The organism is Proteus sp. Marseille-Q3619 (genome assembly GCF_965283115.1).
Genome location: NZ_CBDIMP010000001.1, coordinates 3,289,074 through 3,312,467, shown reverse-complemented (window position 1 = coordinate 3,312,467; position 23,394 = coordinate 3,289,074). Strand labels below are relative to the sequence as shown.

At 39.7% G+C, this 23,394-nt stretch carries 25 protein-coding genes; 21 read left to right on the top strand and 4 right to left on the bottom strand.

Annotation, left to right across the window (positions count from 1 at the left end):
- Positions 1–39: 39 nt before the first annotated feature.
- A complete protein-coding gene (locus ACWPWK_RS15235) occupies positions 40–429 on the bottom strand; it encodes a metal resistance protein (protein ID WP_109374090.1) in 390 nt (129 codons plus the stop codon).
- A gap of 365 nt (positions 430–794) precedes the next feature.
- Between ACWPWK_RS15235 and ACWPWK_RS15230 the strand changes: the two genes are divergently transcribed.
- From ACWPWK_RS15230 to nadD, 8 genes are all read left to right on the top strand, one after another.
- Positions 795–1,688 carry an amino acid ABC transporter substrate-binding protein gene (locus ACWPWK_RS15230; RefSeq protein WP_109374089.1) on the top strand — a complete coding sequence of 298 codons (894 nt, stop codon included), beginning with the start codon at positions 795–797 and terminating at the stop codon, positions 1,686–1,688.
- A 116-nt stretch (positions 1,689–1,804) separates the two neighbouring features.
- Positions 1,805–2,545: an amino acid ABC transporter permease gene (locus ACWPWK_RS15225; RefSeq protein WP_109374088.1), complete on the top strand. Its 741-nt coding sequence runs from the start codon at positions 1,805–1,807 to the stop codon at positions 2,543–2,545.
- A complete protein-coding gene (gltK, locus tag ACWPWK_RS15220; RefSeq protein ID WP_109374087.1) occupies positions 2,545–3,219 on the top strand; it encodes a glutamate/aspartate ABC transporter permease GltK in 675 nt (224 codons plus the stop codon). Before ACWPWK_RS15225 ends, gltK begins: the two co-directional genes overlap by 1 nt.
- Positions 3,220–3,945 (top strand): amino acid ABC transporter ATP-binding protein, encoded by a 726-nt coding sequence (locus ACWPWK_RS15215; protein WP_109374086.1) that lies wholly within the window; start codon positions 3,220–3,222, stop codon positions 3,943–3,945.
- Between the two features lie 326 nt (positions 3,946–4,271).
- Positions 4,272–6,854, top strand: a complete 2,583-nt coding sequence (gene leuS / locus ACWPWK_RS15210) for a leucine--tRNA ligase (RefSeq protein ID WP_109374085.1) — start codon at positions 4,272–4,274, stop codon at positions 6,852–6,854.
- Positions 6,855–6,866: 12 nt separating this feature from the next.
- Positions 6,867–7,415, top strand: a complete 549-nt coding sequence (lptE, locus tag ACWPWK_RS15205; RefSeq protein ID WP_109374084.1) for an LPS assembly lipoprotein LptE — start codon at positions 6,867–6,869, stop codon at positions 7,413–7,415.
- Entirely contained in the window at positions 7,412–8,446 is a 1,035-nt protein-coding gene (gene holA / locus ACWPWK_RS15200) for a DNA polymerase III subunit delta (RefSeq protein WP_109374083.1), read from the top strand. The genes lptE and holA overlap by 4 nt, the downstream gene beginning before the upstream one ends.
- A complete protein-coding gene (nadD, locus tag ACWPWK_RS15195) occupies positions 8,439–9,110 on the top strand; it encodes a nicotinate-nucleotide adenylyltransferase (protein WP_109374082.1) in 672 nt (223 codons plus the stop codon). The genes holA and nadD overlap by 8 nt, the downstream gene beginning before the upstream one ends.
- 10 nt (positions 9,111–9,120) lie before the next feature.
- Here nadD and ACWPWK_RS15190 read toward each other — a convergent pair whose 3' ends face one another.
- Positions 9,121–9,867 carry a YbgA family protein gene (locus tag ACWPWK_RS15190; protein WP_109374081.1) on the bottom strand — a complete coding sequence of 249 codons (747 nt, stop codon included), beginning with the start codon at positions 9,865–9,867 and terminating at the stop codon, positions 9,121–9,123.
- Positions 9,868–10,382: 515 nt separating this feature from the next.
- On the opposite strand from ACWPWK_RS15190, the gene rsfS reads away from it, so the two are divergent.
- The 10 genes from rsfS to crcB all read left to right on the top strand — a co-directional run bounded on the left by rsfS (position 10,383) and on the right by crcB (position 19,307).
- The gene (rsfS, locus tag ACWPWK_RS15185; protein WP_006537732.1) at positions 10,383–10,709 is read left to right on the top strand and encodes a ribosome silencing factor; all 327 of its coding nucleotides are present in this window, start codon (positions 10,383–10,385) and stop codon (positions 10,707–10,709) included.
- 2 nt (positions 10,710–10,711) lie between these two features.
- Positions 10,712–11,182, top strand: a complete 471-nt coding sequence (gene rlmH / locus ACWPWK_RS15180) for a 23S rRNA (pseudouridine(1915)-N(3))-methyltransferase RlmH (protein ID WP_004246050.1) — start codon at positions 10,712–10,714, stop codon at positions 11,180–11,182.
- A gap of 38 nt (positions 11,183–11,220) precedes the next feature.
- Positions 11,221–13,116: a peptidoglycan DD-transpeptidase MrdA gene (gene mrdA / locus ACWPWK_RS15175; RefSeq protein WP_109374080.1), complete on the top strand. Its 1,896-nt coding sequence runs from the start codon at positions 11,221–11,223 to the stop codon at positions 13,114–13,116.
- Positions 13,117–13,121: 5 nt separating this feature from the next.
- Positions 13,122–14,234 carry a peptidoglycan glycosyltransferase MrdB gene (gene mrdB / locus ACWPWK_RS15170; protein WP_109374079.1) on the top strand — a complete coding sequence of 371 codons (1,113 nt, stop codon included), beginning with the start codon at positions 13,122–13,124 and terminating at the stop codon, positions 14,232–14,234.
- 10 nt (positions 14,235–14,244) lie between these two features.
- On the top strand, positions 14,245–15,246 hold the full coding sequence (rlpA, locus tag ACWPWK_RS15165) for an endolytic peptidoglycan transglycosylase RlpA (protein ID WP_109374078.1): 1,002 nt from the start codon (positions 14,245–14,247) through the stop codon (positions 15,244–15,246).
- A gap of 122 nt (positions 15,247–15,368) precedes the next feature.
- Positions 15,369–16,580: a D-alanyl-D-alanine carboxypeptidase DacA gene (gene dacA, locus ACWPWK_RS15160; RefSeq protein ID WP_109374077.1), complete on the top strand. Its 1,212-nt coding sequence runs from the start codon at positions 15,369–15,371 to the stop codon at positions 16,578–16,580.
- A gap of 200 nt (positions 16,581–16,780) precedes the next feature.
- The gene (ybeD, locus tag ACWPWK_RS15155) at positions 16,781–17,044 is read left to right on the top strand and encodes a DUF493 family protein YbeD (RefSeq protein ID WP_036912266.1); all 264 of its coding nucleotides are present in this window, start codon (positions 16,781–16,783) and stop codon (positions 17,042–17,044) included.
- Between the two features lie 163 nt (positions 17,045–17,207).
- Complete coding sequence (lipB, locus tag ACWPWK_RS15150; RefSeq protein WP_109374076.1) at positions 17,208–17,852, top strand: lipoyl(octanoyl) transferase LipB; 645 nt, start codon at positions 17,208–17,210, stop codon at positions 17,850–17,852.
- Between the two features lie 101 nt (positions 17,853–17,953).
- A complete protein-coding gene (lipA, locus tag ACWPWK_RS15145) occupies positions 17,954–18,919 on the top strand; it encodes a lipoyl synthase (protein ID WP_075671558.1) in 966 nt (321 codons plus the stop codon).
- 13 nt (positions 18,920–18,932) lie between these two features.
- Positions 18,933–19,307 carry a fluoride efflux transporter CrcB gene (crcB, locus tag ACWPWK_RS15140; RefSeq protein WP_109374075.1) on the top strand — a complete coding sequence of 125 codons (375 nt, stop codon included), beginning with the start codon at positions 18,933–18,935 and terminating at the stop codon, positions 19,305–19,307.
- Positions 19,308–19,442: 135 nt separating this feature from the next.
- Here crcB and cspE read toward each other — a convergent pair whose 3' ends face one another.
- Together cspE and ACWPWK_RS15130 are read right to left on the bottom strand one after the other, a co-directional pair.
- The gene (cspE, locus tag ACWPWK_RS15135) at positions 19,443–19,652 is read right to left on the bottom strand and encodes a transcription antiterminator/RNA stability regulator CspE (protein ID WP_023581133.1); all 210 of its coding nucleotides are present in this window, start codon (positions 19,650–19,652) and stop codon (positions 19,443–19,445) included.
- Between the two features lie 197 nt (positions 19,653–19,849).
- Positions 19,850–20,323, bottom strand: a complete 474-nt coding sequence (locus tag ACWPWK_RS15130; RefSeq protein ID WP_109374074.1) for a methylated-DNA--[protein]-cysteine S-methyltransferase — start codon at positions 20,321–20,323, stop codon at positions 19,850–19,852.
- A 283-nt stretch (positions 20,324–20,606) separates the two neighbouring features.
- Here ACWPWK_RS15130 and nrdH point away from each other — a divergent pair, with 283 nt between their 5' ends.
- Genes nrdH through nrdE form a run of 3 tightly spaced genes read left to right on the top strand, consistent with a single transcriptional unit; the run spans position 20,607 to position 23,394 of the window.
- A complete protein-coding gene (nrdH, locus tag ACWPWK_RS15125; protein WP_023581131.1) occupies positions 20,607–20,831 on the top strand; it encodes a glutaredoxin-like protein NrdH in 225 nt (74 codons plus the stop codon).
- 11 nt (positions 20,832–20,842) lie between these two features.
- On the top strand, positions 20,843–21,262 hold the full coding sequence (gene nrdI / locus ACWPWK_RS15120; protein ID WP_109374073.1) for a class Ib ribonucleoside-diphosphate reductase assembly flavoprotein NrdI: 420 nt from the start codon (positions 20,843–20,845) through the stop codon (positions 21,260–21,262).
- A 5-nt stretch (positions 21,263–21,267) separates the two neighbouring features.
- Positions 21,268–23,394 carry a class 1b ribonucleoside-diphosphate reductase subunit alpha gene (gene nrdE, locus ACWPWK_RS15115; protein WP_109374072.1) on the top strand — a complete coding sequence of 709 codons (2,127 nt, stop codon included), beginning with the start codon at positions 21,268–21,270 and terminating at the stop codon, positions 23,392–23,394.

The following is a 23,394-nucleotide window of genomic DNA, read 5'->3' as shown; positions in this document are numbered from 1 at the left end:
CCAAAATAGACGAGCAATCTTTTAGCTAAAAGGAAATTTCTAATCCCTCAAAATACAATAATGAAGGTGAAGTCTGATTGGTGGAGGTGGATGATGGTGTTTTTTCTGATTATGCTGACGCGATACATAGACAGCAGCCATGCTTAACAACAGTAATACAACCCATGAATGGAAAAATGGCTCTATTGTTAATGGAGGAACAGATAATAATGATTTGGCGCTTAATTCACAGGTAGACAATGAAAAAGTGTGCTCTGTTACGCTATTCTCATCAGCAATTGGTGTTGATAGTGGGTATTGTGTTTGAGCAACAGCTGTTGCTAAGCGCTCACTAATGATGTGGGCACCTAATGAACGCTGAACAATACAACACAAGATCAGCAAAACTGTTATCACCACTAGCCAGCGACCTGACCGCCAATTACTCATAGATGTTCCTCATCAATATGACTCGCTATCTTAACGGTAATCCACAGACAAACAACTCCTTAAGACAAACTTTACAAATCCCTACTTAGTTTATTTTTCGCATCATCTCAAATTTTCATCTTTAACCTTTATTTCTATAAGGTTTCTACTACAATAATTTTAAATATTGAAAACAACTTCCAAAAAAATAATCAACTACATTTGATTTCATTCTTTTATTGGGAGATACCTCTCGTATTTCACAAATTGCACTTCCCAACAGTATGTTATTTGTTCTATCTATTAACATTATCAAAACAAATTAAAACAAAAAAGCAACACAAAGCAAAACACCAATATCACTTATCACCACGACAGGAGTTATTATGCGCATGCGTAAACTAGCATTATCATTAATGATCTTAGGGGCGGCAGGAGCAGTGCAGGCAGAAGAACTCACTGGAACCTTAAAGAAAATCAATGACAACGATATTATTATTGTTGGACACAGAGAATCCTCTGTTCCTTTCTCTTACTATGATAATCAACAGAAAGTCGTTGGCTATTCGCAAGACTATTCCAACCTAATTGTGCAGGCTGTAAAAGACAAAATAGGCAAACCAAACTTACAAGTTCGCCTCATTCCTATTACTTCTCAGAATCGTATTCCATTATTACAAAATGGTACATTTGATTTTGAGTGTGGCTCAACAACCAACAATGAAGCTCGTCAGCAACAAGCTGGTTTCTCTAATACTATTTTCATCGTAGGTACACGTTTACTGGCGAAAAAAGACAGTGGAATTAAAGATTTTGCTGACTTGTCAGGTAAAAACGTTGTCGTAACATCAGGAACAACGTCTGAAATGTTACTCAACAAATTAAATGATGAGAAAAAGATGAATATGCGCATTATCAGCGCAAAAGATCATGGAGACTCATTCCGTACACTTGAATCAGGTCGTGCTGTTGCCTTTATGATGGATGACGCATTACTGGCTGGTGAGCGTGCTAAAGCGAAAAAACCAGGTGAGTGGGAAATTGTAGGAACCCCGCAATCTGAAGAAGCTTATGGTTGTATGTTGCGTAAAGATGATGCTCAATTCAAAGCACTAATTGATGAAACTATCGCTCAAGCACAAAAATCGGGTGAAGCAGAAAAATCGTTCAATCGCTGGTTTAATGCACCGATCCCACCTAAAAATCTTAACTTAGAATTCACCATCTCTGATGAAATGAAAGCATTATTTGCATCACCAAATGATAAGGCATTGAATTAAAAACACATAAGTAATTGATGCAAAATAAATAATTATAAAGTATCTGTTGGACAGACAGATCAGTGAAGTTTGGGGCAGCCGTTCCCTGCCCCTCTTTTTTCACCGGAGGTGAAATCATGTCGATTGATTGGGATTGGGGGATATTCTTCCAAGAAGCCCCTTTCGGAAACACCACATACTTAGGATGGCTGATTTCTGGCTTTCAAGTCACCATTGCCTTATCTTTATGCGCTTGGATTATTGCCTTTTTTGTTGGTTCTTTATTCGGGATTTTACGCACAGTACCTAATCGCTGGCTTTCAAGCTTAGGCACTGTTTATGTTGAGTTATTTCGTAACGTACCACTTATTGTTCAATTCTTTACGTGGTATTTAGTTATTCCTGAACTCTTGCCTCAATCTATTGGCGACTGGTTTAAAATGGACTTAGCGCCCAATGTGCAATTTTTTGTTTCATCAGCACTCTGCTTAGGTTTATTTACCGCCGCGCGTATGTGTGAACAAGTTAGAGCCGCAATAAACTCATTACCCCGCGGACAAAAAGCCGCAGGTTTAGCATTGGGCTTAACTTTACCTCAAACTTATCGTTATGTTTTATTACCCAATGCATACCGAGTCATTATTCCACCAATGACATCCGAAATGCTCAATCTCGTGAAAAACTCAGCGATTGCCTCTACTATCGGACTTATTGATATGGCGGCACAAGCAAATAAACTCCTCGACTATTCCGCGAAAGCGTATGAGTCATTCACAGCAATCACTCTGGCCTATGTATTTATCAATGTCATCATTATGGTAATAATGAATTGGCTTGAAAAACGCGTTCGCTTACCCGGCACAACAGGAGGTCAATAATGTACGAATTTGACTGGAGTTCTGTTGTTCCAAGCCTACCATTTTTAGTCGATGGAATGGCTATCACACTAAAAATCACTATCACTGCTACTGTGGTCGGTATTTTATGGGGAACGGTGCTTGCCGTTATGCGCCTATCTACCTTTAAGCCTATTAGCTGGTTTGCAGCCGCTTACGTTAATACCTTCCGTTCTATCCCATTAGTCATGGTATTGCTGTGGTTTTATTTAATTGTGCCTAACATATTACAAAATGTTCTAGGACTTTCACCTAAAAGTGATATCCGTTTAATTTCAGCAATGATAGCGTTCTCTTTATTTGAAGCGGCCTATTACTCTGAAATTATAAGAGCAGGTATTCAAAGTGTTAGCAAAGGACAATTTTCAGCCTCACTCGCGTTAGGTATGACCAAATCACAAACCATGCGTTTAGTGATCCTACCTCAAGCCTTTCGAGCCATGATCCCGCTTTTACTGACTCAAGGAATTGTATTATTCCAAGATACATCCTTGGTTTACGTTTTAAGTCTTACTGACTTTTTCAGAACAGCGGCAAATATTGGAGAACGAGATGGTACACAAGTTGAAATGATCCTCTTTGCTGGTTTTATTTATTTTGTCATTAGCTTCGCTGCTTCGATGTTAGTAAACTTTCTTAAAAAAAGGACTACCTAGATGATTTCCCTAAAAGACGTATCCAAATGGTATGGTCAGTTTCAAGTACTGACTGAATGTTCCACTGAAGTTAAAAAGGGGGAAGTTGTTGTTGTCTGTGGACCTTCTGGATCAGGTAAATCAACACTGATCAAAACAGTGAATGGCTTAGAGCCGATACAACAAGGCGAGATCTTTGTTAATGAAATCAAAGTAAATGACAAGCATACTGATCTTGCTAAATTACGAGCAAAAGTGGGTATGGTTTTCCAACATTTTGAACTCTTCCCTCACCTCTCTATTATTGAAAATCTTACACTGGCACAAGTTAAAGTGCTTAATAGAGAGAAAGGTGCCGCAAAAGAGAAAGGATTAAAGCTATTAGAGCGAGTAGGATTAGCAAGCCATGCTAACAAATATCCAGCTCAGCTTTCTGGTGGTCAACAACAACGTGTCGCCATCGCTCGCGCATTATGCATGGACCCTATTGCAATGTTATTTGATGAACCTACATCAGCGCTTGATCCTGAAATGATTAATGAAGTACTTGATGTAATGGTAGAGCTTGCAAATGAAGGTATGACAATGATGGTAGTGACCCATGAAATGGGTTTTGCTAAAAAAGTTGCTGACCGTATTATTTTTATGGATGAAGGTCGAATTGTGGAAGATAGACCTAAAAATGATTTTTTTGATAATCCAAAATCAGCGCGAGCAAAAGACTTCCTCGCTAAAATTCTACACTAACTCCCACATCTCCTCTGCTGGCGTGCTTTTTCAGCACGTCAGCCCAAAATAATAATTTCGATTAACCTCGCAACTAAATATCAAATAATCTTCTTTTTTCGCAATATTCCTATTATTTTTTCAGAAAATACGCATTTATTGTCTTTTTGCTCTAACTCTTTCCAAGATATCTCGCAATTGTCTTGAAAAAGTTATGCAAACAGTGGCTTTCATTGAGATCAATAGTTGTGGCTATTAGACAAAATCAGCTATGCTATGCAAGTCTTAATTTCATAATAGCGGTTACCCTCCGGTAGCCATTAATTCACCATAGGATTATCGGTGCCATGCAAGAACAATATCGTCCCGAAGATATAGAGCAAACTATCCAGGAACACTGGGAAAAGAACAATACATTTAAAGTGACAGAAGATAATAACAAAGAAAAATATTACTGCCTGTCAATGCTACCTTATCCTTCTGGCCGACTACACATGGGACACGTCCGTAACTACACCATTGGTGACGTGATTTCCCGTTATCAACGTATGCTAGGTAAAAACGTCTTACAGCCTATTGGTTGGGATGCGTTTGGCTTACCAGCAGAAGGTGCCGCAGTAAAAAATAAAACCGCCCCTGCACCATGGACTTACGAAAACATCAATTACATGAAAAACCAGTTAAAAAAACTGGGTTTTGGTTACGATTGGGATCGTGAAGTCACTACCTGTACACCAGAATATTATCGCTGGGAACAGTGGTTCTTTACTAAGTTATATGAAAAAGGCTTAGTTTATAAAAAGACCTCTGCTGTTAACTGGTGCCCACATGACTTAACAGTTTTAGCCAACGAACAAGTTATCGATGGCTGCTGCTGGCGTTGTGATACCCCTGTTGAACGTAAAGAAATTCCACAGTGGTTTATCAAAATTACCGAGTATGCCGAAGAGCTGTTAAACGATTTAGATACGTTAGATGAGTGGCCTGAACAAGTTAAGACCATGCAACGTAACTGGATTGGTCGCTCTGAAGGTGTCGAAATTAAATTTGATGTTGCTGACAGCAACGACACAATGACCGTTTATACAACGCGTCCAGATACATTTATGGGCGTCACTTATGTTGCAGTTGCAGCAGGTCACCCATTAGCGCAAAAAGCTGCTCAAAATAATCCTGAAATTCAACAATTCATTGATGAATGCCGTAACATGAAAATGGCAGAAGCCGATATGGCAACAATGGAGAAAAAAGGGATTGCAACAGGCCTTTACGCTATTCATCCATTAACTAAAGAAAAAGTCGCTATTTGGGTTGCTAACTTTGTCTTAATGGAATACGGCACGGGTGCTGTAATGGCGGTTCCAGGCCATGATGAACGTGACTGGGAATTTGCAACTAAATACAATTTACCAATTAAAGCTGTTATTGCAGATGCTGAAGGTAACCAACCAGATGTCTCTGCCAGTGTATTCACTGAAAGAAATAGCCTGATTAACTCTGGTGAATTCACAGGTCTTGATAACCAAGCTGGCTTTAACGCTATTGCTGATAAACTGGCACAAATGGGTGTTGGTGAGCGCAAAGTTAACTACCGTTTACGTGACTGGGGTGTTTCTCGTCAACGTTACTGGGGTGCGCCAATTCCAATGGCAACTTTAGAAGACGGTACTGTTGTTCCTGTTCCTGAAGATCAGCTGCCAGTTATCCTGCCAGAAGATGTCAAAATGGACGGGATCACCAGCCCAATCAAAGCAGATCCTGAGTGGGCAAAAACCACAATCAATGGTCAACCAGCGCTGCGTGAAACGGATACTTTTGACACCTTTATGGAATCTTCTTGGTATTACGCTCGTTATACCTGCCCTGATTACGATAAAGGCATGTTAGATCCGAAAGCAGCTAACTATTGGTTACCTGTTGACTGGTATATTGGTGGTATTGAGCACGCCATCATGCACTTAATGTATTTCCGCTTCTTCCATAAACTGATGCGTGATGCTGGTTTAGTAAACTCGGATGAACCAGCAAAACGCTTACTGTGCCAAGGCATGGTATTAGCGGATGCGTTCTATCACACTGGTGAAGATGGTGCTCGCCATTGGGTATCTCCTGCTGAAGCGATTGTTGAACGTGATGAGAAAAATCGCATCATTAAAGCGACTGACAGCGAAGGTCATGAATTGACTTATGCTGGCATGAGCAAAATGTCTAAATCTAAAAATAACGGCATCGACCCACAAACTATGGTTGAACGTTATGGTGCAGATACCGTTCGTTTATTTATGATGTTTGCTGCTCCACCAGAATTAACACTGGAATGGCAAGAATCTAGCGTTGAAGGTGCAAACCGTTTCTTACGTCGTTTATGGCGTTTAGTTCACGAGCACACTCAAAAAGGAGCGACACAGTCTCTTGATCTTTCTACACTGACAGAAGAACAAAAAGATTTACGTCGTGACTTACATAAAACGATTGCGAAAGTATCTGATGACGTAGGTCGTCGTTTAGCCTTTAACACCGCGATTGCTGCCATTATGGAGTTAATGAATAAATTAACTCGTGCAACACAAGAAACAGAACAAGATCGTGCATTAATGCAAGAAGCATTAGAAGCAATTGTTCGTATGCTTTCTCCAATTATTCCTCATGCATGTTTTGTTATGTGGCAAGCATTAGGTGGTAAAGAAGACGTTGATGTTGCGCCATGGCCTGTTGCTGATGAAGAAGCCATGATTGATGACACTAAACTGATTATCGTTCAAGTGAATGGTAAAGTTCGTGGTCGTGTTACTGTTCCGGCTAATTCAGAAAAAGAATATGTTCAGGAAATGGCGACAAAAGAGTACAGTGTTGCAAAATACTTGGAAGATGTGGCTATTCGTAAAGTCATCTATGTTCCAGGCAAATTACTGAACATCGTTGTTGGCTGATAAGGAGGCCTAGTGCGATATCTATTTTCGCTATTTTTCGGTTTAGCGGTGTTAATCACCGCTGGCTGTGGTTTTCACCTTCAAGGTAAAACTCAGGTTCCAGCAGAATTAAAAACGCTTTATCTTAGCTCTGGTGACCCTTATGGCCCATTATCTCGAGTAATGCGTCAACAACTTAGACTTAGTGGTGTTCAGCTTGTTGAAAATCCAACAGCCAATATCCCTATTCTTAAAATTGTCGGCTCATCAGAAAGTAAAGAAACCGTATCTGTGTATCAAGACGGTAAATCAGCAGAGAGTCAGTTAACATTTGTGCTTGATGCACAAGTGATTATGCCTGATGGTACGATTTACCCAATTTCATCACAGGTTTCACGCCCATTCTTCGATAACCCATTAGAAGCATTAGCGAAAGATGCTGAAAATGACATTATCAAGCAAGAGATGCGTGAACAAGCGACAGCGATATTAGTGCGTAAATTATTGGTTGTTCACAACGCTGAACGCCAAAAAGCCGCACAAGCTGAGCAGGCAAAACAGATAATCTCACCAGCCAAATGATCCGCTTATATCCAGAACAACTGAATACGCAGCTCCAAGAGGGGCTGCGCCAAAGTTACCTACTCTGGGGTAATGAACCTCTGTTACTCCAAGAATCTCAAGATGCTATTCAATCCACAGCTAAATCCCAAGGATTTATCGAGCACTATCAATTTACCCTTGATAATAATACAGACTGGAATGAAATTTACTCGCTTTGTCAATCGCTAAGCCTTTTTTCTCAAAGACAATCTCTTTTACTGCATTTACCTGAAAATGGCCCCAATGCAGCGATGTCAGAGAAACTCACTCGCCTATCTCAAGAATTGCATCAAGATTTATTGTTGATTTTACGTGGCAATAAACTCACAAAAGCGCAAGAAAACAGTGAATGGTTTAAAACATTAAGCCAACATGGAACCTATGTTTCTTGTCTAACACCTGAGCTTGATAAATTACCTACTTGGGTTGCGCGTCGAGCAAAACAAAAAGGGTTAGCGCTGGATGAACAAGGTAATCAATTACTTTGCTACTGTTATGAAGGAAATTTACTAGCACTAGCACAAGCCATCGAACGCCTTTCGCTGCTGTACCCTGACGGTAAATTAACACTCCCAAGAGTCGAAGCGGCGGTCAATGACGCGTCACATTTTACCCCTTATCACTGGGTTGATGCATTACTTGCAGGGAAAACACAACGTGCATGGCATATATTGCAACAACTCAAAAGAGAAGACTCTGAACCTGTTATTTTACTCAGAACTTTACAACGTGAGTTAATGCAGCTGATTACACTACATCGTGAATCTAAAACAGCTTCATTAAAAACGATTTTTGATAAACATCGAATTTGGCAAAACCGACGCCCAATATTCACAGCAGCACTACAACGTTTATCTGAACATCAATTGCTGACAGCAATACGATTACTTGCAACAATTGAAATTACTATTAAGCAAGATTACGGACAGACAGTTTGGCCCTCGCTCAGTGCTCTGGGCTTATTACTTTGTGGAAAAGCACTACCAGAAGGATTTGTCAGTCATGCCTAGAACCAATCACTCGACACCGTTAATTAACCAAGCCATCGCTTTATATGGTGGTACATTTGATCCTATTCATTATGGGCATTTGCGTCCTGTTGAAGCACTCTCAGGATTAATTGGTTTAAAAGAAGTGATTTGGTTACCTAACAATATTCCTCCTCATCGCCCTCAACCAGAAGCATCTTCTCAACAACGCCTTGAAATGGTGCGTCTTGCGCTTGAGCCGTATTCCTCCTTTAAAGTGGATACCCGCGAGCTTGAAAAACCAACCCCCTCTTATAGCATCGAGACATTAAGAGACTTCAGACAAGAAATTGGCGAGAAACAACCTTTGGCCTTTATTATTGGTCAAGATTCATTGCTTTCAATAAATACGTGGCACAAATGGGAAAGTTTATTAGACATGTGTCATTTATTAGTTTGTGCTCGTCCTGGTTATCAAACTCATTTTGAATCAGCGCAAATGCAAGCATGGTTGGAAAAGCACCAAACCAAACAGCAAGAAGATATTCATTGCTTACCCGCAGGTAAAATATTCCTCGCTGACACACCACTTTATAATATTTCAGCGACAGACATTCGAGCTCGCCACAAAGCAGGTTTAGATTGCCACGATTTACTACCCAACTCCGTTGAAAACTATATTCGCCAACAACAACTTTATAAATAACGTATTCTTTTTAAAGTTGTTCTCTTAAATAATTAAAGGCAGATGGATAAGGCGAAAAATAGCGTTGGTTAATCAAATAGTCATCGGGATAAATGGTTAACCAATATTGGAGTAAATCATAAGGTTTAGAGAAAGGCACTACACCTTGACGATATAGCAAAATTGTCTGTGATATTTCTTGTTTCTGTTGCGAACTCAGATCTCGCTTAAAGTAACCCGCCATATGCATTAATGCATTAGTTTGTCCTTCTCGACTTGGTGCAACGCTTAATGCCTTCATTAACTTTTGTTGATATTTAGATGTAATTTCATCAAGAGAGATTTCGTCAGAAAGATTAGCGATATAACGCCCTAATTCACGATAAGCCACTTGTGAATAAGCCATAATTAAATATTTATATCGACTATGAAATTTAATCAAAGCCCCTTTACTTAATGATTGATTAACCTGTTGTTGATAATCGCATAGTGCAAAGAATTGAGTAAGAAAGTGATCGAGAATAATAGGCTGTAAAAGTTGCTCAAGACTTAATTGAGGTAAAATAAAATTTGATGGCGAAACAAGTCTATCCCCTTCTTTTCCGATATAACCATAAATCGGCAACGGATGATCTCTGTTTTGGAGATCTATCCGCATAATGCCTATTTTTTCATCTTTAACGACACGACAAAGTAACGCTAACTTTTCTTGTAATTGGCGATCGCTGTTACTCACAATTTCTGAAGATAGCCCGAGATAATTTTCTTTTCTTTCCATTCTTTTTCTCTCTAACTAAAAAGTATGAGTATTAGTCTGTATAATCTAAACCTAACAAAGTCAAAACACGCTAATTAGGTGTTTAATCAGCATTGACAGACGAGGTTTAGCTGTTATTCTCACCCTCTGTTCCCTTAAGGGAACTGTAAGGTAAAACTGTCGTCTAAACGGAAAAGTTCTTATCTGCCTTCTTTTTGTTATTTATTATGACGCAGTTAATGGGCATATATGAATTTTTCTAAATCAAACGTCGAAAAACAAGAAAATGAGGTTTATGTTCTTGTTATTGCTAACTGGAATTAATCATCCAGTAAAATAGATTTATTGGTATAAATTCCTTTAAAATAGCATTCATATTCTAAATAATTTGAGGTGCAGTTAGACAACAAGTGGAGTAAGTCGCTAGGCATATGCCACAGTATATAACTAGTGCGAATAAATGTAGTCAACAACGCTGCAACTTGAAGTATCACGAGTATGTTATTTTTCGATTGAATTAACTCATTAGATTAAAGGTGATCCTTTTGCAAGGCTCTGAATTACAGCAATTTATTATTGATAAACTTGAAGATTCTAAAGCTCAAGACATTATTGCATTAGATGTCCGCGGAAAATCAAGTGTAACTGATTACATGATTATTTGTACGGGTACATCAAGCAGACACCTCATGTCTGTTGCAGATAATCTCGTTGATGATTGCCGCGAAGCGGGATTACAACCTTTAGGTGTTGAAGGACAAGGCGTTTCTGACTGGATTGTCGTTGATCTTGGTGAAGCCATGGTACACGTCATGCAAGAAGATAGTCGCCGTATGTACGAACTTGAAAAACTCTGGAGCTGAGTTTGAAATTACAGCTCATTGCCGTTGGTACAAAAATGCCGGACTGGATACAGACCGGCTTTATGGATTATCTTAATCGATTCCCAAAAGACATGCCTTTAGAACTTATCGAGATCCCCGCTGGTAAGCGTGGGAAGAATGCGGATATTAAACGTATTCTCGAAAAAGAAGGTGAACAAATGTTAGCAGCAGTAGGTAAAGGAAATCGTATCGTCACTCTCGATATTCCTGGCGCTCGCTGGGATACGCCAAAACTTGCAGAACAACTTGATCGATGGAAGCTTGATGGTAGAAATGTCAGCTTACTCATTGGTGGTCCTGAAGGATTAGCGCCCGCTTGTAAAGCTGCGGCTGAACAAAGCTGGTCTTTATCTCCTTTAACAATGCCACACCCCCTTGTTCGTGTCGTGGTTGCAGAAAGCCTTTATCGAGCATGGAGCATTACCACAAACCATCCTTATCATCGTGAATAATCAATAAATTGGCGGGTCAGTAAGTGAAGTCAAATGGGATGAAAAGAAAAAAACGTACCCCGTTTCGAGATTATACTGCGGAATCAAAGCTATTTATCCGTCGTGTGATTGTCGCATTTTCAGTAATTATTATATTGAGTGGTGTTTTGGTTTTTAACCTCAATCACTTACAGATCGCTCGCCATGATGATTATCAAACACGTTCAAATGATAACCGAATTAAATTAGTACCGATTGCTCCCAGCAGAGGCATTATTTACGACCGCAAAGGTATCCCTCTTGCGCTCAATCGTACTATCTATCAATTAGAAGTTGTGCCTGAGAAGGTAGCAAACTTACAAGAAACACTTGAAAGTTTAAGGGATGTCGTTGACTTAACGGACGAAGATATTGCTGCATTTGAAAAAGAGCGCAAGCGCTCACGTCGATTTAGTTCTATTGCCTTAAAAACAACATTAAGCCAAGTACAAGTCGCACGTTTCGCTATCAATCAATACCGTTATCCTGGCTTAGAAATTAAAGGCTATCAACGTCGCTATTATCCTTATGGTTCAGCATTAACGCATGTAATTGGTTATGTCGCAAAAATTAACGATAAGGATGTTGAACGCCTTGATAAAGAAGGTTTATCACCTAACTATGCTGCGACTCATGATATTGGCAAGTTAGGCATCGAACGTTATTATGAGTCTGTTTTACACGGTACAACAGGCTATGAAGAGGTTGAAGTTAATAGTCGTGGTCGAGTTATTCGCCAGTTACACGAACAACCTCCACAGGCAGGTAAAGATATCTATCTTACCATCGACCTTGAACTGCAAACCTATATTGAAACATTACTCACCACAAGCCGAGCTGCGGTTGTAGTAACCGATCCTCGCAATGGTGAGATTTTAGCGCTTGTATCGAATCCTAGTTATGATCCTAACTTATTTGTTGGTGGGATTTCGAACACCGAATATCAAGGGTTACTAAACAACCCAGATAGACCGTTGATCAACCGTACAACCCAAGGTCTTTATCCACCTGCATCAACCGTAAAGCCGTTTATGTCTGTAGCTGCATTAAGTGAAGGTGTAATCACAGCCAATACAACAATTCATGATCCCGGCTGGTGGCAACTTCCTGGCTCTGAAAAACGTTATCGAGATTGGAAACGTTGGGGACATGGAAAACTTAATGTTACAAAATCTATCGTAGAATCTGCGGATACCTTCTTCTACCAAGTTGCTTATGATATGGGAATTGATCGTATATCAACTTGGATGGAGCGCTTTGGTTATGGCGAATATACAGGTATTGATCTATCCGAAGAACGCAATGGCATCATGCCAACGCGTGAGTGGAAACAGCAACGTTATAAAAAGCCTTGGTATCAAGGTGACACGATCCCCGTAGGGATTGGACAAGGTTATTGGACAGCAACGCCAATTCAAATGGCAAAAGCTTTAATGACATTGATTAATGACGGTCAAGTTAAAACCCCTCACCTACTTTACGGTACAAAATTTGGCAATGAAATGTTGCCTTATGTTGATACTGAAACACGCCAAATTGGCGATATCAACTCAGGTTATTGGGAATTAGCAAAACACGGTATGTATGGTGTGGCTAACTTCCCTAATGGTACAGGTCGCCGAAGTTTTGCTGATGCGCCTTATAAAATAGCAGCAAAATCGGGAACCGCACAGGTGTTTAGTTACGAAACCTACAATGCGAGCCAATTGGCTGAACATCTTCGTGACCACAAATTGATGATTGCCTTTGCGCCTTATGATAAACCGACCGTAGCCATCTCTATTATCCTAGAAAATGGTGGCGCAGGCCCTTCTGTCGGTGATATTACAAGACAAATTCTTGACCACATTCTCCTTGGTGATAACAACACGGTATTGCCAGCTTCTCCACCAGCACCGCGTGGTTCAGAGGAATAATACTCATGACTGAAAAGAATAAGAAAAAATCCTTCTGGACACGGATCCATATCGATCCTCTATTCTTACTTTGCATTATTGCTTTATTAGGATACAGCGCATTTATTATGTGGAGTGCCAGCGGACAAGATCCAGAAATGATGCAACGTAAGTTAGGACAAATTGCAATGGGATTTATGGTCATGATCATCATGGCACAAATCCCACCCCGAGTTTATGAAAGTTGGGCGCCTCATCTCTTTTTCTTTTGCGTTCTCTTATTGATCCTCGTTGATGTTTTCGGACAAATCAGCAAGGGAGCACAACGCTGGCTCGATTTAGGTATTGTACGTTTTCAGCCCTCAGAAATTGCTAAAATTGCCGTTCCTTTGATGGTGGCGCGATTTATGAATCGAGATGTGTGCCCACCTACGTTACGTAATACCGCCATTGCTCTGGTCATTATTTTTGTTCCAACATTATTAGTTGCAGCTCAGCCCGATTTGGGGACATCCATTCTTGTTGCTGCTTCAGGGCTATTTGTTCTTTTCCTTGCTGGAATGAGCTGGCGTCTTATTATTATCGCAATTGTACTTGTTGCCGCCTTTATCCCCATACTTTGGTTTTTCCTCATGCATGATTACCAGCAAGCACGGGTAATGATGCTTCTGGATCCCGAATCAGACCCGCTTGGCGCAGGATATCATATCATCCAATCTAAAATTGCCATTGGTTCTGGTGGATTACATGGAAAAGGATGGTTACAAGGCACTCAATCTCAATTAGAATTCTTACCAGAGCGCCATACAGACTTTATTTTTGCTGTATTGGCTGAAGAACTCGGATTAATTGGTGTTTTGATACTACTAACGCTTTATATACTCTTAATTGCGCGAGGTCTTTACCTTGCAACGAAAGCACAAAATACATTTGGTAGAGTAATGATTGGCGGATTAATGCTAATTTTCTTTGTCTATGTTTTTGTCAACATAGGAATGGTGAGTGGCATCCTTCCTGTTGTGGGTGTTCCGTTACCGCTGATGAGTTATGGAGGCTCCGCCCTTATTGTGTTAATGGCTGGGTTTGGTATCGTGATGTCGATTCATACACACCGAAAACTACTATCGAAAAGTTTATAATGAGGTTTTTATGCGTCTGCAATGGGTTTTGATTGGTATCAGTGCATTGCTACTGTCAGGGTGTGTTATTGATAAACCAAATACCAATAAACAGCCAGCACCATTACCCAATGTGCCAGCTCAACGTGTTCTTGGTGCTGAGCCACGTTACGAGCCTTATCACCCTACGGCAAATCAAGATTACCGAAAAAATGGGGTGGTTTACCGTATTGTGACTGATCCTGCAAACTTCAGTGAACGAGGAGAAGCTGTTGTCTATGATAGTTTAGCGATGAGTCGTTTAACTACCATTGGTGAGCGCGTTAATCCCTATGAATTTGCCGCTGCGCATCCTACATTACCGATCCCAAGCTATGCGAAAATCACAAACTTGCTCAATGGGCGCACAATGGTTGTACGTATTAACGACCGAGGCCCCTATGTTAATGGGAAACAAATCCAAGTTACGCCAGCGGTTTCTGATAGCTTACGTTTAATGCCGACAACTCCATTGCTTATTGAAGGAATTGTTGTTGACCAAACTGGCCATATGAGTGGTATTGGTACACATGGTGCGCAGATAGAGAAAAAAACAACGGCATTACCTGAGCGTCCTAATTTTAATGCTCAACCAGCAACGCCCGCGCCATTAACGACATCAACGCCTACCAACAACAATATGCCAGTTGAGCCACCTGCTCCAACGCCAGTTCCAGCCCAAACTCCAACACCGGCGCCAGTTCCAATGCCCGCTCCAGTGGAGACAGAAACAAAAGCGCCAAAACCAGTATTATCCTCAAATGCCATAGCACAAGGCTTTTATGTTCAAGTCGGTGCTCTCAGTAATGAAAATAACGCACAACGTTGGCTAGATGATTTAGCATCATCAGTTAGCACCCAAGGTGTGATCAATAAAACAGATGGATTATATAAAGTGCAACTCGGCCCTTATTCATCTAAGGATCAAGCCGAAGTGATAAAAAGCAAGCTGAAACAAGTTAAAGATATCACTGGTTTTATTATTACCCAATAAAGGATAATTTTACGTAAAATCCTTTTTATATCAGCAAATTCAAGCGTAGAATCGTCTGGATTTGCTGATATTTTATTTATCAGTCCCTATTTTTCCCTGAATTTTCGGATTAAACAAACAGAATGAAACAGATACTCCCAGCAAAATTACTAAGAACAAGCCTATTAAGTGCCACTTTTGCTTTACTCACAGTAAGTCATCAAAGTATTGCGGAAGATTCCCTAAAAACAATGATACCCGCTGTTCCTAGTATCGAAGCCGAATCTTATATTCTTATTGATTATAATTCTGGGAAAGTACTGGCTGAAATGAATGCCGATGTTCGCCGTGATCCTGCAAGTTTAACCAAGATGATGACCAGCTATGTTATCGGTCAATCTATTCGTGCTGGTAAAATCTCTAATAGCGATATCGTACCCATTGGTGAAGAAGCATGGGCAACGGGTAATCCTGTTTTTCGTGGCTCTTCTTTAATGTTCTTAAAACCGGGTGATCAAGTTACAGTTGCACAGTTAACTCGTGGCATTAACTTACAATCAGGTAATGATGCTTGTGTTGCAATGGCCTCTTATGTTGCGGGCAGCCAAGATACGTTTGTAACCATGATGAACGATTACGTTAAACGCCTAGGTTTACAGAATACACAATTCCAAACCGTTCATGGTCTTGATGCCCCAGGACAATACAGTTCGGCTCGCGATATGGCGCTAATTGGTGCAGCATTAATTCGTGATGTACCTGATGAGTATGCTATCTATAAAGAAAAAGAGTACACCTACAACAATATCCGCCAAACTAACCGAAATGGTTTGTTGTGGGATACCAGTTTAAACGTTGATGGTATTAAAACAGGCCATACTGCATCTGCTGGCTATAACCTTGTCGCTTCCGCAACCGAAGGCGATATGCGTTTAATTTCTGCGGTTATGGGTGGTCACTCATCTAAAGGTCGTGATGCCGAAAGTAAAAAATTACTCACTTGGGGTTTCCGTTTCTTTGAAACCGTAAAACCATTGCAAGTGGGTAAAGAATTCGCTGCTGAGCCTATCTGGTATGGCGAAACAGATAAAGTGCAATTAGGGGTAGATAAAGATGTTTATTTAACTATTCCTCGTGGTCGTTTAAAAGATTTAAAAGCAAGCTATGTTCTTGATAATGTAGAATTACATGCACCAGTGTCCAAAAACCAAGTTGTGGGAACAATTAATTTCCAACTTGATGGTCAAGTTATTGAACAACGTCCACTTGTTGTGATGAATGAAGTAAAAGAAGGTGGCTTCTTTAGTCGTATTATCGACTACATCAAATTATTATTCTCACACTGGTTTGGCTAAGGCTTGAAAAAGGTAAATGTGACCACATATAACTATTATCTAGATATTGGCACAAACACATTTACCATTTCCATATTTACCCTAATTACCAGTATCGCATTCCTTATTATTTAAGGAATGCGCTTTTTATTTGCTAAGATTAGGTGTAGACATAAATTATTAAAACAACAGCACCTGTTGTCTTAAGGAATTACATTATGATGAAAACAAAATTAAACGAACTGTTAGAGTTCCCATGTTCTTTCACTTATAAAGTGATGGGTCACGCAAAACCAGAATTAGTGGATCAAGTCGTTGAAGTTATTCAACGCCACGCTCCTGGTGATTACACACCTTCAGTGAAACCAAGTAGCAAAGGTAATTACCACTCTGTTTCTATTACCATCAACGCAACTCATATCGATCAAGTAGAAACGTTATATAAAGAATTAGGTGAACTTGAACTGGTACGTATGGTTCTGTAATCTCTTCTTTTAATAGATAACTTTTTAAAAGCGCCTTTTATCATTAAGGCGCTTTTTCTTATTCTGCATCCCTTCATTTTTCATCCTACCGAGGAAAAAAAACATCTCAATCTGGTAGTTCATTTACTGGAGCGTTATACTGCTCTTCACAATTACGCTACAAATGAAGATTTTCACGGTGCAAGACAAGACAATCATTATTCGCCAATTAGGTGTGAAACCCTATTTACCGGTTTCTGATTCTATGCATCAGTTTACGGAAAAACGGGAAAGTCACACACCTGATGAAATATGGCTCGTTCAACATGAACAGGTTTTTACCCAAGGCCAAGCAGGTAAAGCTGAACACTTATTAAATACGGGGTCTATTCCTGTTATTCAATCTGATCGTGGTGGTCAAGTGACTTATCATGGCCCCGGTCAACAAGTAATGTATGTTTTAATTGATTTAAAACGCAATCATGTAGGTGTTCGTCAATTAGTCACCGCTCTTGAAAACACCGTTATTGATACGCTAGCGGAGTTTAATGTAGAAGCTTATGCTCGTGTTGATGCGCCCGGCGTTTATGTAAAGGGTGATAAAATTTGCTCTTTAGGATTACGCATTCGTAAAGGTTGCTCCTTTCATGGGCTTGCGCTCAATATCGATATGGATTTATCCCCTTTTGCACGAATAAATCCTTGTGGTTATTCTGATCTAAAAATGACGCAGTTAATTGATTTTGCACCAAATACGACAACGACACAGGTAGCACCGTTATTAGTTAAGCATTTTTGTACACAACTAGGATTCCAACCACAGCAATAAAAATGCTATAATTTTTTTAACATTTGTCATATTTTTTTAAAACCCTGATTACCTCAGTCACATCGTGTTAATCACTCTAGATAACTGGAACTGGCACAATTATGAGTAAACCTATTCAGATGGAACGCGGAGTTAAATATCGCGACGCCGATAAAATGGCACTTATTCCTGTTAAAACAGTCGCTACAGAACGTGAACAACTGCTACGCAAACCTGATTGGATGAAAATAAAGTTACCCGCTGACTCAAGTAAAATTCAGGGTATCAAAGCAGCAATGCGTAAAAATGGTCTTCATTCCGTCTGTGAAGAAGCCTCTTGTCCTAACCTTGCAGAATGCTTTAACCACGGAACAGCAACCTTTATGATCTTGGGTGCAATCTGTACACGCCGTTGCCCATTCTGCGATGTTGCTCATGGCCGCCCAAATGCCCCCGATCCGCAAGAGCCAGAAAAACTCGCTCAGACGATTAAAGATATGGGGTTACGCTACGTCGTAATTACTTCCGTAGACCGCGATGATTTACGTGATGGCGGTGCTCAACATTTTGCTGATTGTATTGCTGCAATTCGTGCAAAAAATCCAACGATCCGTATTGAAACATTAGTCCCTGACTTCCGTGGTCGTATGGATAAAGCTCTTGAGATCCTCACAGACACACCACCTGATGTCTTCAACCATAACTTAGAGAACGTTCCTCGCGTTTATCGTCAAGTACGTCCAGGTGCTAACTATCAATGGTCATTGACATTGTTAGAGCGTTTTAAGCAAGCTCACCCAGACATTCCCACTAAGTCGGGTTTAATGGTCGGTCTTGGGGAAACCAACGAAGAAATTATTGACGTTATGCGTGATCTGCGTAAACATGGGGTAACGATGCTGACATTAGGGCAATATTTACAGCCAAGTCGTCACCATCTTCCTGTTCAACGCTACGTCAGTCCTGATGAGTTTGAATATATGAAAGAGCAAGCACTTGCGATGGGCTTTACCCATGCAGCTTGTGGGCCGTTTGTTCGCTCGTCTTATCATGCTGATCTTCAAGCTCAAGGGATTGAGGTTAAATAACAATTAATCTCTCATGCTTAACATTGCAATTGCTGTATTTATAGGTGGTGGTTTAGGTAGCGTATTGCGCTGGCTGATTAGCTACCGCCTAAATTCTATTTTTCCTCATTTTGCTACGGGCACCTTTATTGCGAACTGCATTGGTGCTTTTATTATTGCCTTTGGTATCGCTTGGTTTAGCAAAGCGCCACATATTGATCCTATTTGGAAAATTATGCTAACTACAGGCTTTTGTGGCGGTTTGACAACATTTTCAACCTTTTCCGTCGAAGTTGTCGCACTCTTAACTGAAGGAAAGATAGGATGGGCATTAAGTACGATGGGCGCTAACTTGGCGGGTTCATTTTTAATGACCGCTTTTGCGTTTTGGTTACTACGAGAGATCTAATACTCGGAATGTAAAAATCGTTAAAAAACGAGCTTTGCTCTAGGTATATAAAAACCCGTTAAAAAACAGGTTTTGCTCTAGAAATATAAAAACCCGTTAAAAAACGGGTTTTTACTGTCTCAAAGAAGTCGTTAATTAGATAGCGACAACGTTTGCAGCAGATGGCCCTTTCGCGCCGTCAGTAACTTCAAACTCTACTTTTTGACCTTCAGCAAGGGTTTTAAAGCCTTCTGATGTAATAGCGGAAAAGTGTACAAATACATCTTTGCTGCCATCTTCTGGAGTGATAAAACCAAAACCTTTAGTTTCGTTAAACCACTTAACGTTACCTTTTAATTTAGACATCAAGTTTACCTTTAAAATAGAAAATAAACGCAAGCGTTTTGCGTTGGCTATAGTAAAACAAAAATGATGATTCCCTGTCCACAGTCTAGATCACGAAACTCACATTTTTTTTCTGCCAAATGATTAATATTCAGACAAATCCCATGCCTTAACGCATAGTTCACTTAAGAAACAATACTTAATACTTACAATCTGAACTATTCATCAATTTCTACTTTTTCATAGTGAAGTAGCCAACGCTTAATATCTAATCCACCAGTATAGCCGACCAACTTACCGTTATGACCAATCACTCGGTGGCAAGGAATAATTAAAGAAATTGGATTGCGCGAGTTTGCCATTCCTACCGCTCTGCAATAATTGATCGAACCTAATGTAAGCGCTAATTTTTTATAGCTCCAAATTTCACCATAAGGGATTGTCTGTAATGTCTTCCAAACACGGCTTTGAAATTCAGTTCCTTCAGGCGCTAATGGCACTGAAAACGTCGTGCGTTTACCCGCAAAATACTCTTTTAATTGTTGCATACATTGGTTAATCACGGGGCTTGTGTTTACAGCAACCTCTTTATCATTCACAAAATAGAGACTTGTGATCCCTTTTTCATTTGCAGTGATAGAGATATAGGGTTTTGGAAATCCTTTCGGTGCATCGAGATAGTCTTGGTACATAATGTTTTCTCTGCTGATTTGTCTTTAATAACAAGATTAAATCATGCTTGATTGGTAAAGCAATCATCTAATTACTCGTATATCTAATAAAAATTGATCAATCGAGCGATCTAAAAATAAAATTAATTCACTAACTATTTAATTTTAATGATAATCATTATCAAAAATGAAAATCACCATATATTGTATGGTTGAAAATAAATAAATCTATATATAGTATTTAAGGACTTCTCATTATGGATGTGAAAACAGACACATCCATATTTTTATAAGGGTTATTTTTATGTCTGTTATCCTCTATACCAAACCGAATTGCGTTCAATGCAGTGCCACAGAACGCGCCTTAAAACAGAAAAATATTCCGTTTGTTGCAGTTGATCTCACCAAAGATACACAAGCCCTCGCTCACATTGTTTCTATGGGATATCGCCAAGTACCTGTAGTTGTTCACGGTGAACAACATTGGTCGGGTTTCTGCCCTGATAAAATCAGACAGATCACGCTCTAAAGGAGCATCTCATGCAAACTGCACCTTTGATCTATTTTTCAAGTCGTTCTGAAAACTGCCATCGCTTTGTACAAAAGCTCAATTTAAAGGCGACCAGAATTATTGAAGATGAAACCTTGCTTGCAACACAACCTTTTGTGTTACTTTGCCCAACTTATGGCGGCGGTGGTGCTAAAGGTGCAGTGCCTAAAGCGGTTATTCAGTTTTTAAATATTCCTGAAAACCGTCAATTAATACGTGGAGTCATTGCTTCTGGAAATACTAACTTTGGTGCAGCTTACGGATTAGCAGGCGATATTATTGCACAAAAATGCCAAATTCCTTTTTTGTATCGATTTGAATTATTAGGTACGCCAGAAGATGTAAACCGCGTAAAAACAGGTTTAAGCACATTTTGGTCAAGCCTTACTGACCAATGCGTCACGAGATAATTAACATGACACAATCAACAGAACAACTGGATTACCATGCATTGAATGCCATGCTAAATCTCTATGATGATCAAGGTAATATTCAGTTTGATAAAGACAAATTAGCGACACACCATTTTTTTCGTCAGCATGTAAATCAAAACACAGTATTTTTTCATGATCTAAGAGAAAAATTAGAATTCTTAGTTCAACAACACTATTACGAAGCTCAAGTGTTAGAACAGTATGAATTTGCCTTTATCAAACAGCTATTCAAACATGCTTATAGCAAAAAGTTTCGCTTTCAATCGTTCCTTGGCGCTTTTAAGTATTACACCAGTTACACCTTAAAAACATTTGATGGCGAGCGCTACCTTGAGCGCTATGAAGATCGCGTTTGCATGGTGGCTCTCACGCTTGCACAGGGTGATACTGATCTTGCACTTCATCTTGTTGATGAAATCATTAGTGGCCGTTTTCAACCCGCAACACCGACTTTTTTAAATTGTGGAAAGCAACAGCGTGGTGAATTGGTTTCCTGCTTTCTGCTGCGTATAGAAGATAATATGGAGTCTATCGGTCGATCGGTAAATTCCGCATTACAACTTTCTAAACGTGGCGGTGGCGTTGCATTTTTGCTGACTAATTTACGTGAAGCTGGTGCCCCAATTAAACGTATAGAGAATCAATCTTCTGGCGTTGTTCCTGTTATGAAGATGCTTGAAGATGCTTTTTCCTATGCCAATCAGTTAGGCGCAAGGCAAGGAGCTGGTGCTGTTTATCTTCATGCACATCATCCAGATATTTACCATTTTCTTGATACAAAAAGAGAAAATGCGGATGAAAAAGTGCGAATAAAAACCCTCTCTTTAGGCGTTGTTATCCCTGATATCACTTTTGAATTAGCGAAACGCAATGAAGATATGTATCTCTTCTCACCTTATGATGTACAGCGTGTTTATGGCGTACCTATGTCAGAGATCAGTATTAGTGAAAAATACAGTGAAATGGTGAATAACGCGCAAATTCGTAAGAAAAAAATTAAAGCGAGAGAGTTTTTCCAAACACTTGCCGAAATTCAATTTGAATCTGGCTATCCTTATATCATGTTTGAAGATGCAGTAAATCGCGCCAATCCTATCGCTGGTAGAATTAACATGAGCAATCTTTGCTCTGAAATCTTGCAAGTCAACAGCGCAAGTGAGTATCACCCTGACTTAAGTTATCGCCATATCGGTCATGATATCAGTTGTAACTTAGGTTCTATGAATATTGCTATGGCTATGGACTCACCTAACTTTGCACATACCGTCAGCACTGCAATTAGGGCATTAAGTAATGTCTCTGAAATGACGAAAATTGAGTCCGTTCCTTCTATTGAAAAAGGTAATCTCGCTTCTCATGCCATTGGTTTAGGACAAATGAATTTACATGGCTACTTAGCCCGTGAAGGGATTTATTATGGCTCTGAGGAAGCGTTAGATTTTACTAATATCTATTTTTATACCGTCACTTACTATGCGTTATTAGCTTCAAATCAATTAGCGATTAAGAAAAAGCAGCACTTTAAAGGTTTTGAAAATTCAAAATACGCAACGGGTGAATATTTTAATAAATATGTATCACAACAGTGGTTGCCTAAAACTCAAAAAGTCCACCAGCTATTTAGCCAATCTAATATTCATATTCCAACACAGGAAGATTGGCAGACTCTCAAGCAATCTATTATGACGCATGGGATCTATAATCAAAACTTACAAGCAATACCACCGACAGGGTCTATTTCCTATATAAACCATTCTACATCAAGTATTCATCCTATTGCCGCGCCAATAGAGATCAGAAAAGAAGGTAAGATTGGGCGAGTTTATTACCCTGCTCCCTTTATGACCAATGAAAACCGTCAATATTATCAAGATGCATATGAAATTGGAGCTGAGAAAATTATCGATACCTATGCCGAAGCTTCACAACATATCGATCAAGGATTATCACTGACGTTGTTCTTTTCTGATGAAGCCACAACAAGAGATATCAACAAAGCGCAAATTTACGCATGGCGTAAAGGTATTAAAACCTTGTATTACATTCGTATTCGACAATCTGCATTAGCAGGTACTGAAATCAAAGGCTGTGTTTCGTGCGCACTTTAA

Bases quoted from the DNA above. Each gene is read 5' to 3' on its own strand.
- ACWPWK_RS15235 (WP_109374090.1), bottom strand. From the start codon at position 429: ATGAGTAATTGGCGGTCAGGTCGCTGGCTAGTGGTGATAACAGTTTTG.
- ACWPWK_RS15230 (WP_109374089.1), top strand. From the start codon at position 795: ATGCGCATGCGTAAACTAGCATTATCATTAATGATCTTAGGGGCGGCA.
- ACWPWK_RS15225 (WP_109374088.1), top strand. From the start codon at position 1,805: ATGTCGATTGATTGGGATTGGGGGATATTCTTCCAAGAAGCCCCTTTC.
- gltK (WP_109374087.1), top strand. From the start codon at position 2,545: ATGTACGAATTTGACTGGAGTTCTGTTGTTCCAAGCCTACCATTTTTA.
- ACWPWK_RS15215 (WP_109374086.1), top strand. From the start codon at position 3,220: ATGATTTCCCTAAAAGACGTATCCAAATGGTATGGTCAGTTTCAAGTA.
- leuS (WP_109374085.1), top strand. From the start codon at position 4,272: ATGCAAGAACAATATCGTCCCGAAGATATAGAGCAAACTATCCAGGAA.
- holA (WP_109374083.1), top strand. From the start codon at position 7,412: ATGATCCGCTTATATCCAGAACAACTGAATACGCAGCTCCAAGAGGGG.
- nadD (WP_109374082.1), top strand. From the start codon at position 8,439: ATGCCTAGAACCAATCACTCGACACCGTTAATTAACCAAGCCATCGCT.
- ACWPWK_RS15190 (WP_109374081.1), bottom strand. From the start codon at position 9,867: ATGGAAAGAAAAGAAAATTATCTCGGGCTATCTTCAGAAATTGTGAGT.
- mrdA (WP_109374080.1), top strand. From the start codon at position 11,221: ATGAAAAGAAAAAAACGTACCCCGTTTCGAGATTATACTGCGGAATCA.
- mrdB (WP_109374079.1), top strand. From the start codon at position 13,122: ATGACTGAAAAGAATAAGAAAAAATCCTTCTGGACACGGATCCATATC.
- rlpA (WP_109374078.1), top strand. From the start codon at position 14,245: ATGCGTCTGCAATGGGTTTTGATTGGTATCAGTGCATTGCTACTGTCA.
- dacA (WP_109374077.1), top strand. From the start codon at position 15,369: ATGAAACAGATACTCCCAGCAAAATTACTAAGAACAAGCCTATTAAGT.
- ybeD (WP_036912266.1), top strand. From the start codon at position 16,781: ATGAAAACAAAATTAAACGAACTGTTAGAGTTCCCATGTTCTTTCACT.
- lipB (WP_109374076.1), top strand. From the start codon at position 17,208: ATGAAGATTTTCACGGTGCAAGACAAGACAATCATTATTCGCCAATTA.
- lipA (WP_075671558.1), top strand. From the start codon at position 17,954: ATGAGTAAACCTATTCAGATGGAACGCGGAGTTAAATATCGCGACGCC.
- crcB (WP_109374075.1), top strand. From the start codon at position 18,933: ATGCTTAACATTGCAATTGCTGTATTTATAGGTGGTGGTTTAGGTAGC.
- cspE (WP_023581133.1), bottom strand. From the start codon at position 19,652: ATGTCTAAATTAAAAGGTAACGTTAAGTGGTTTAACGAAACTAAAGGT.
- ACWPWK_RS15130 (WP_109374074.1), bottom strand. From the start codon at position 20,323: ATGTACCAAGACTATCTCGATGCACCGAAAGGATTTCCAAAACCCTAT.
- nrdH (WP_023581131.1), top strand. From the start codon at position 20,607: ATGTCTGTTATCCTCTATACCAAACCGAATTGCGTTCAATGCAGTGCC.
- nrdI (WP_109374073.1), top strand. From the start codon at position 20,843: ATGCAAACTGCACCTTTGATCTATTTTTCAAGTCGTTCTGAAAACTGC.
- nrdE (WP_109374072.1), top strand. From the start codon at position 21,268: ATGACACAATCAACAGAACAACTGGATTACCATGCATTGAATGCCATG.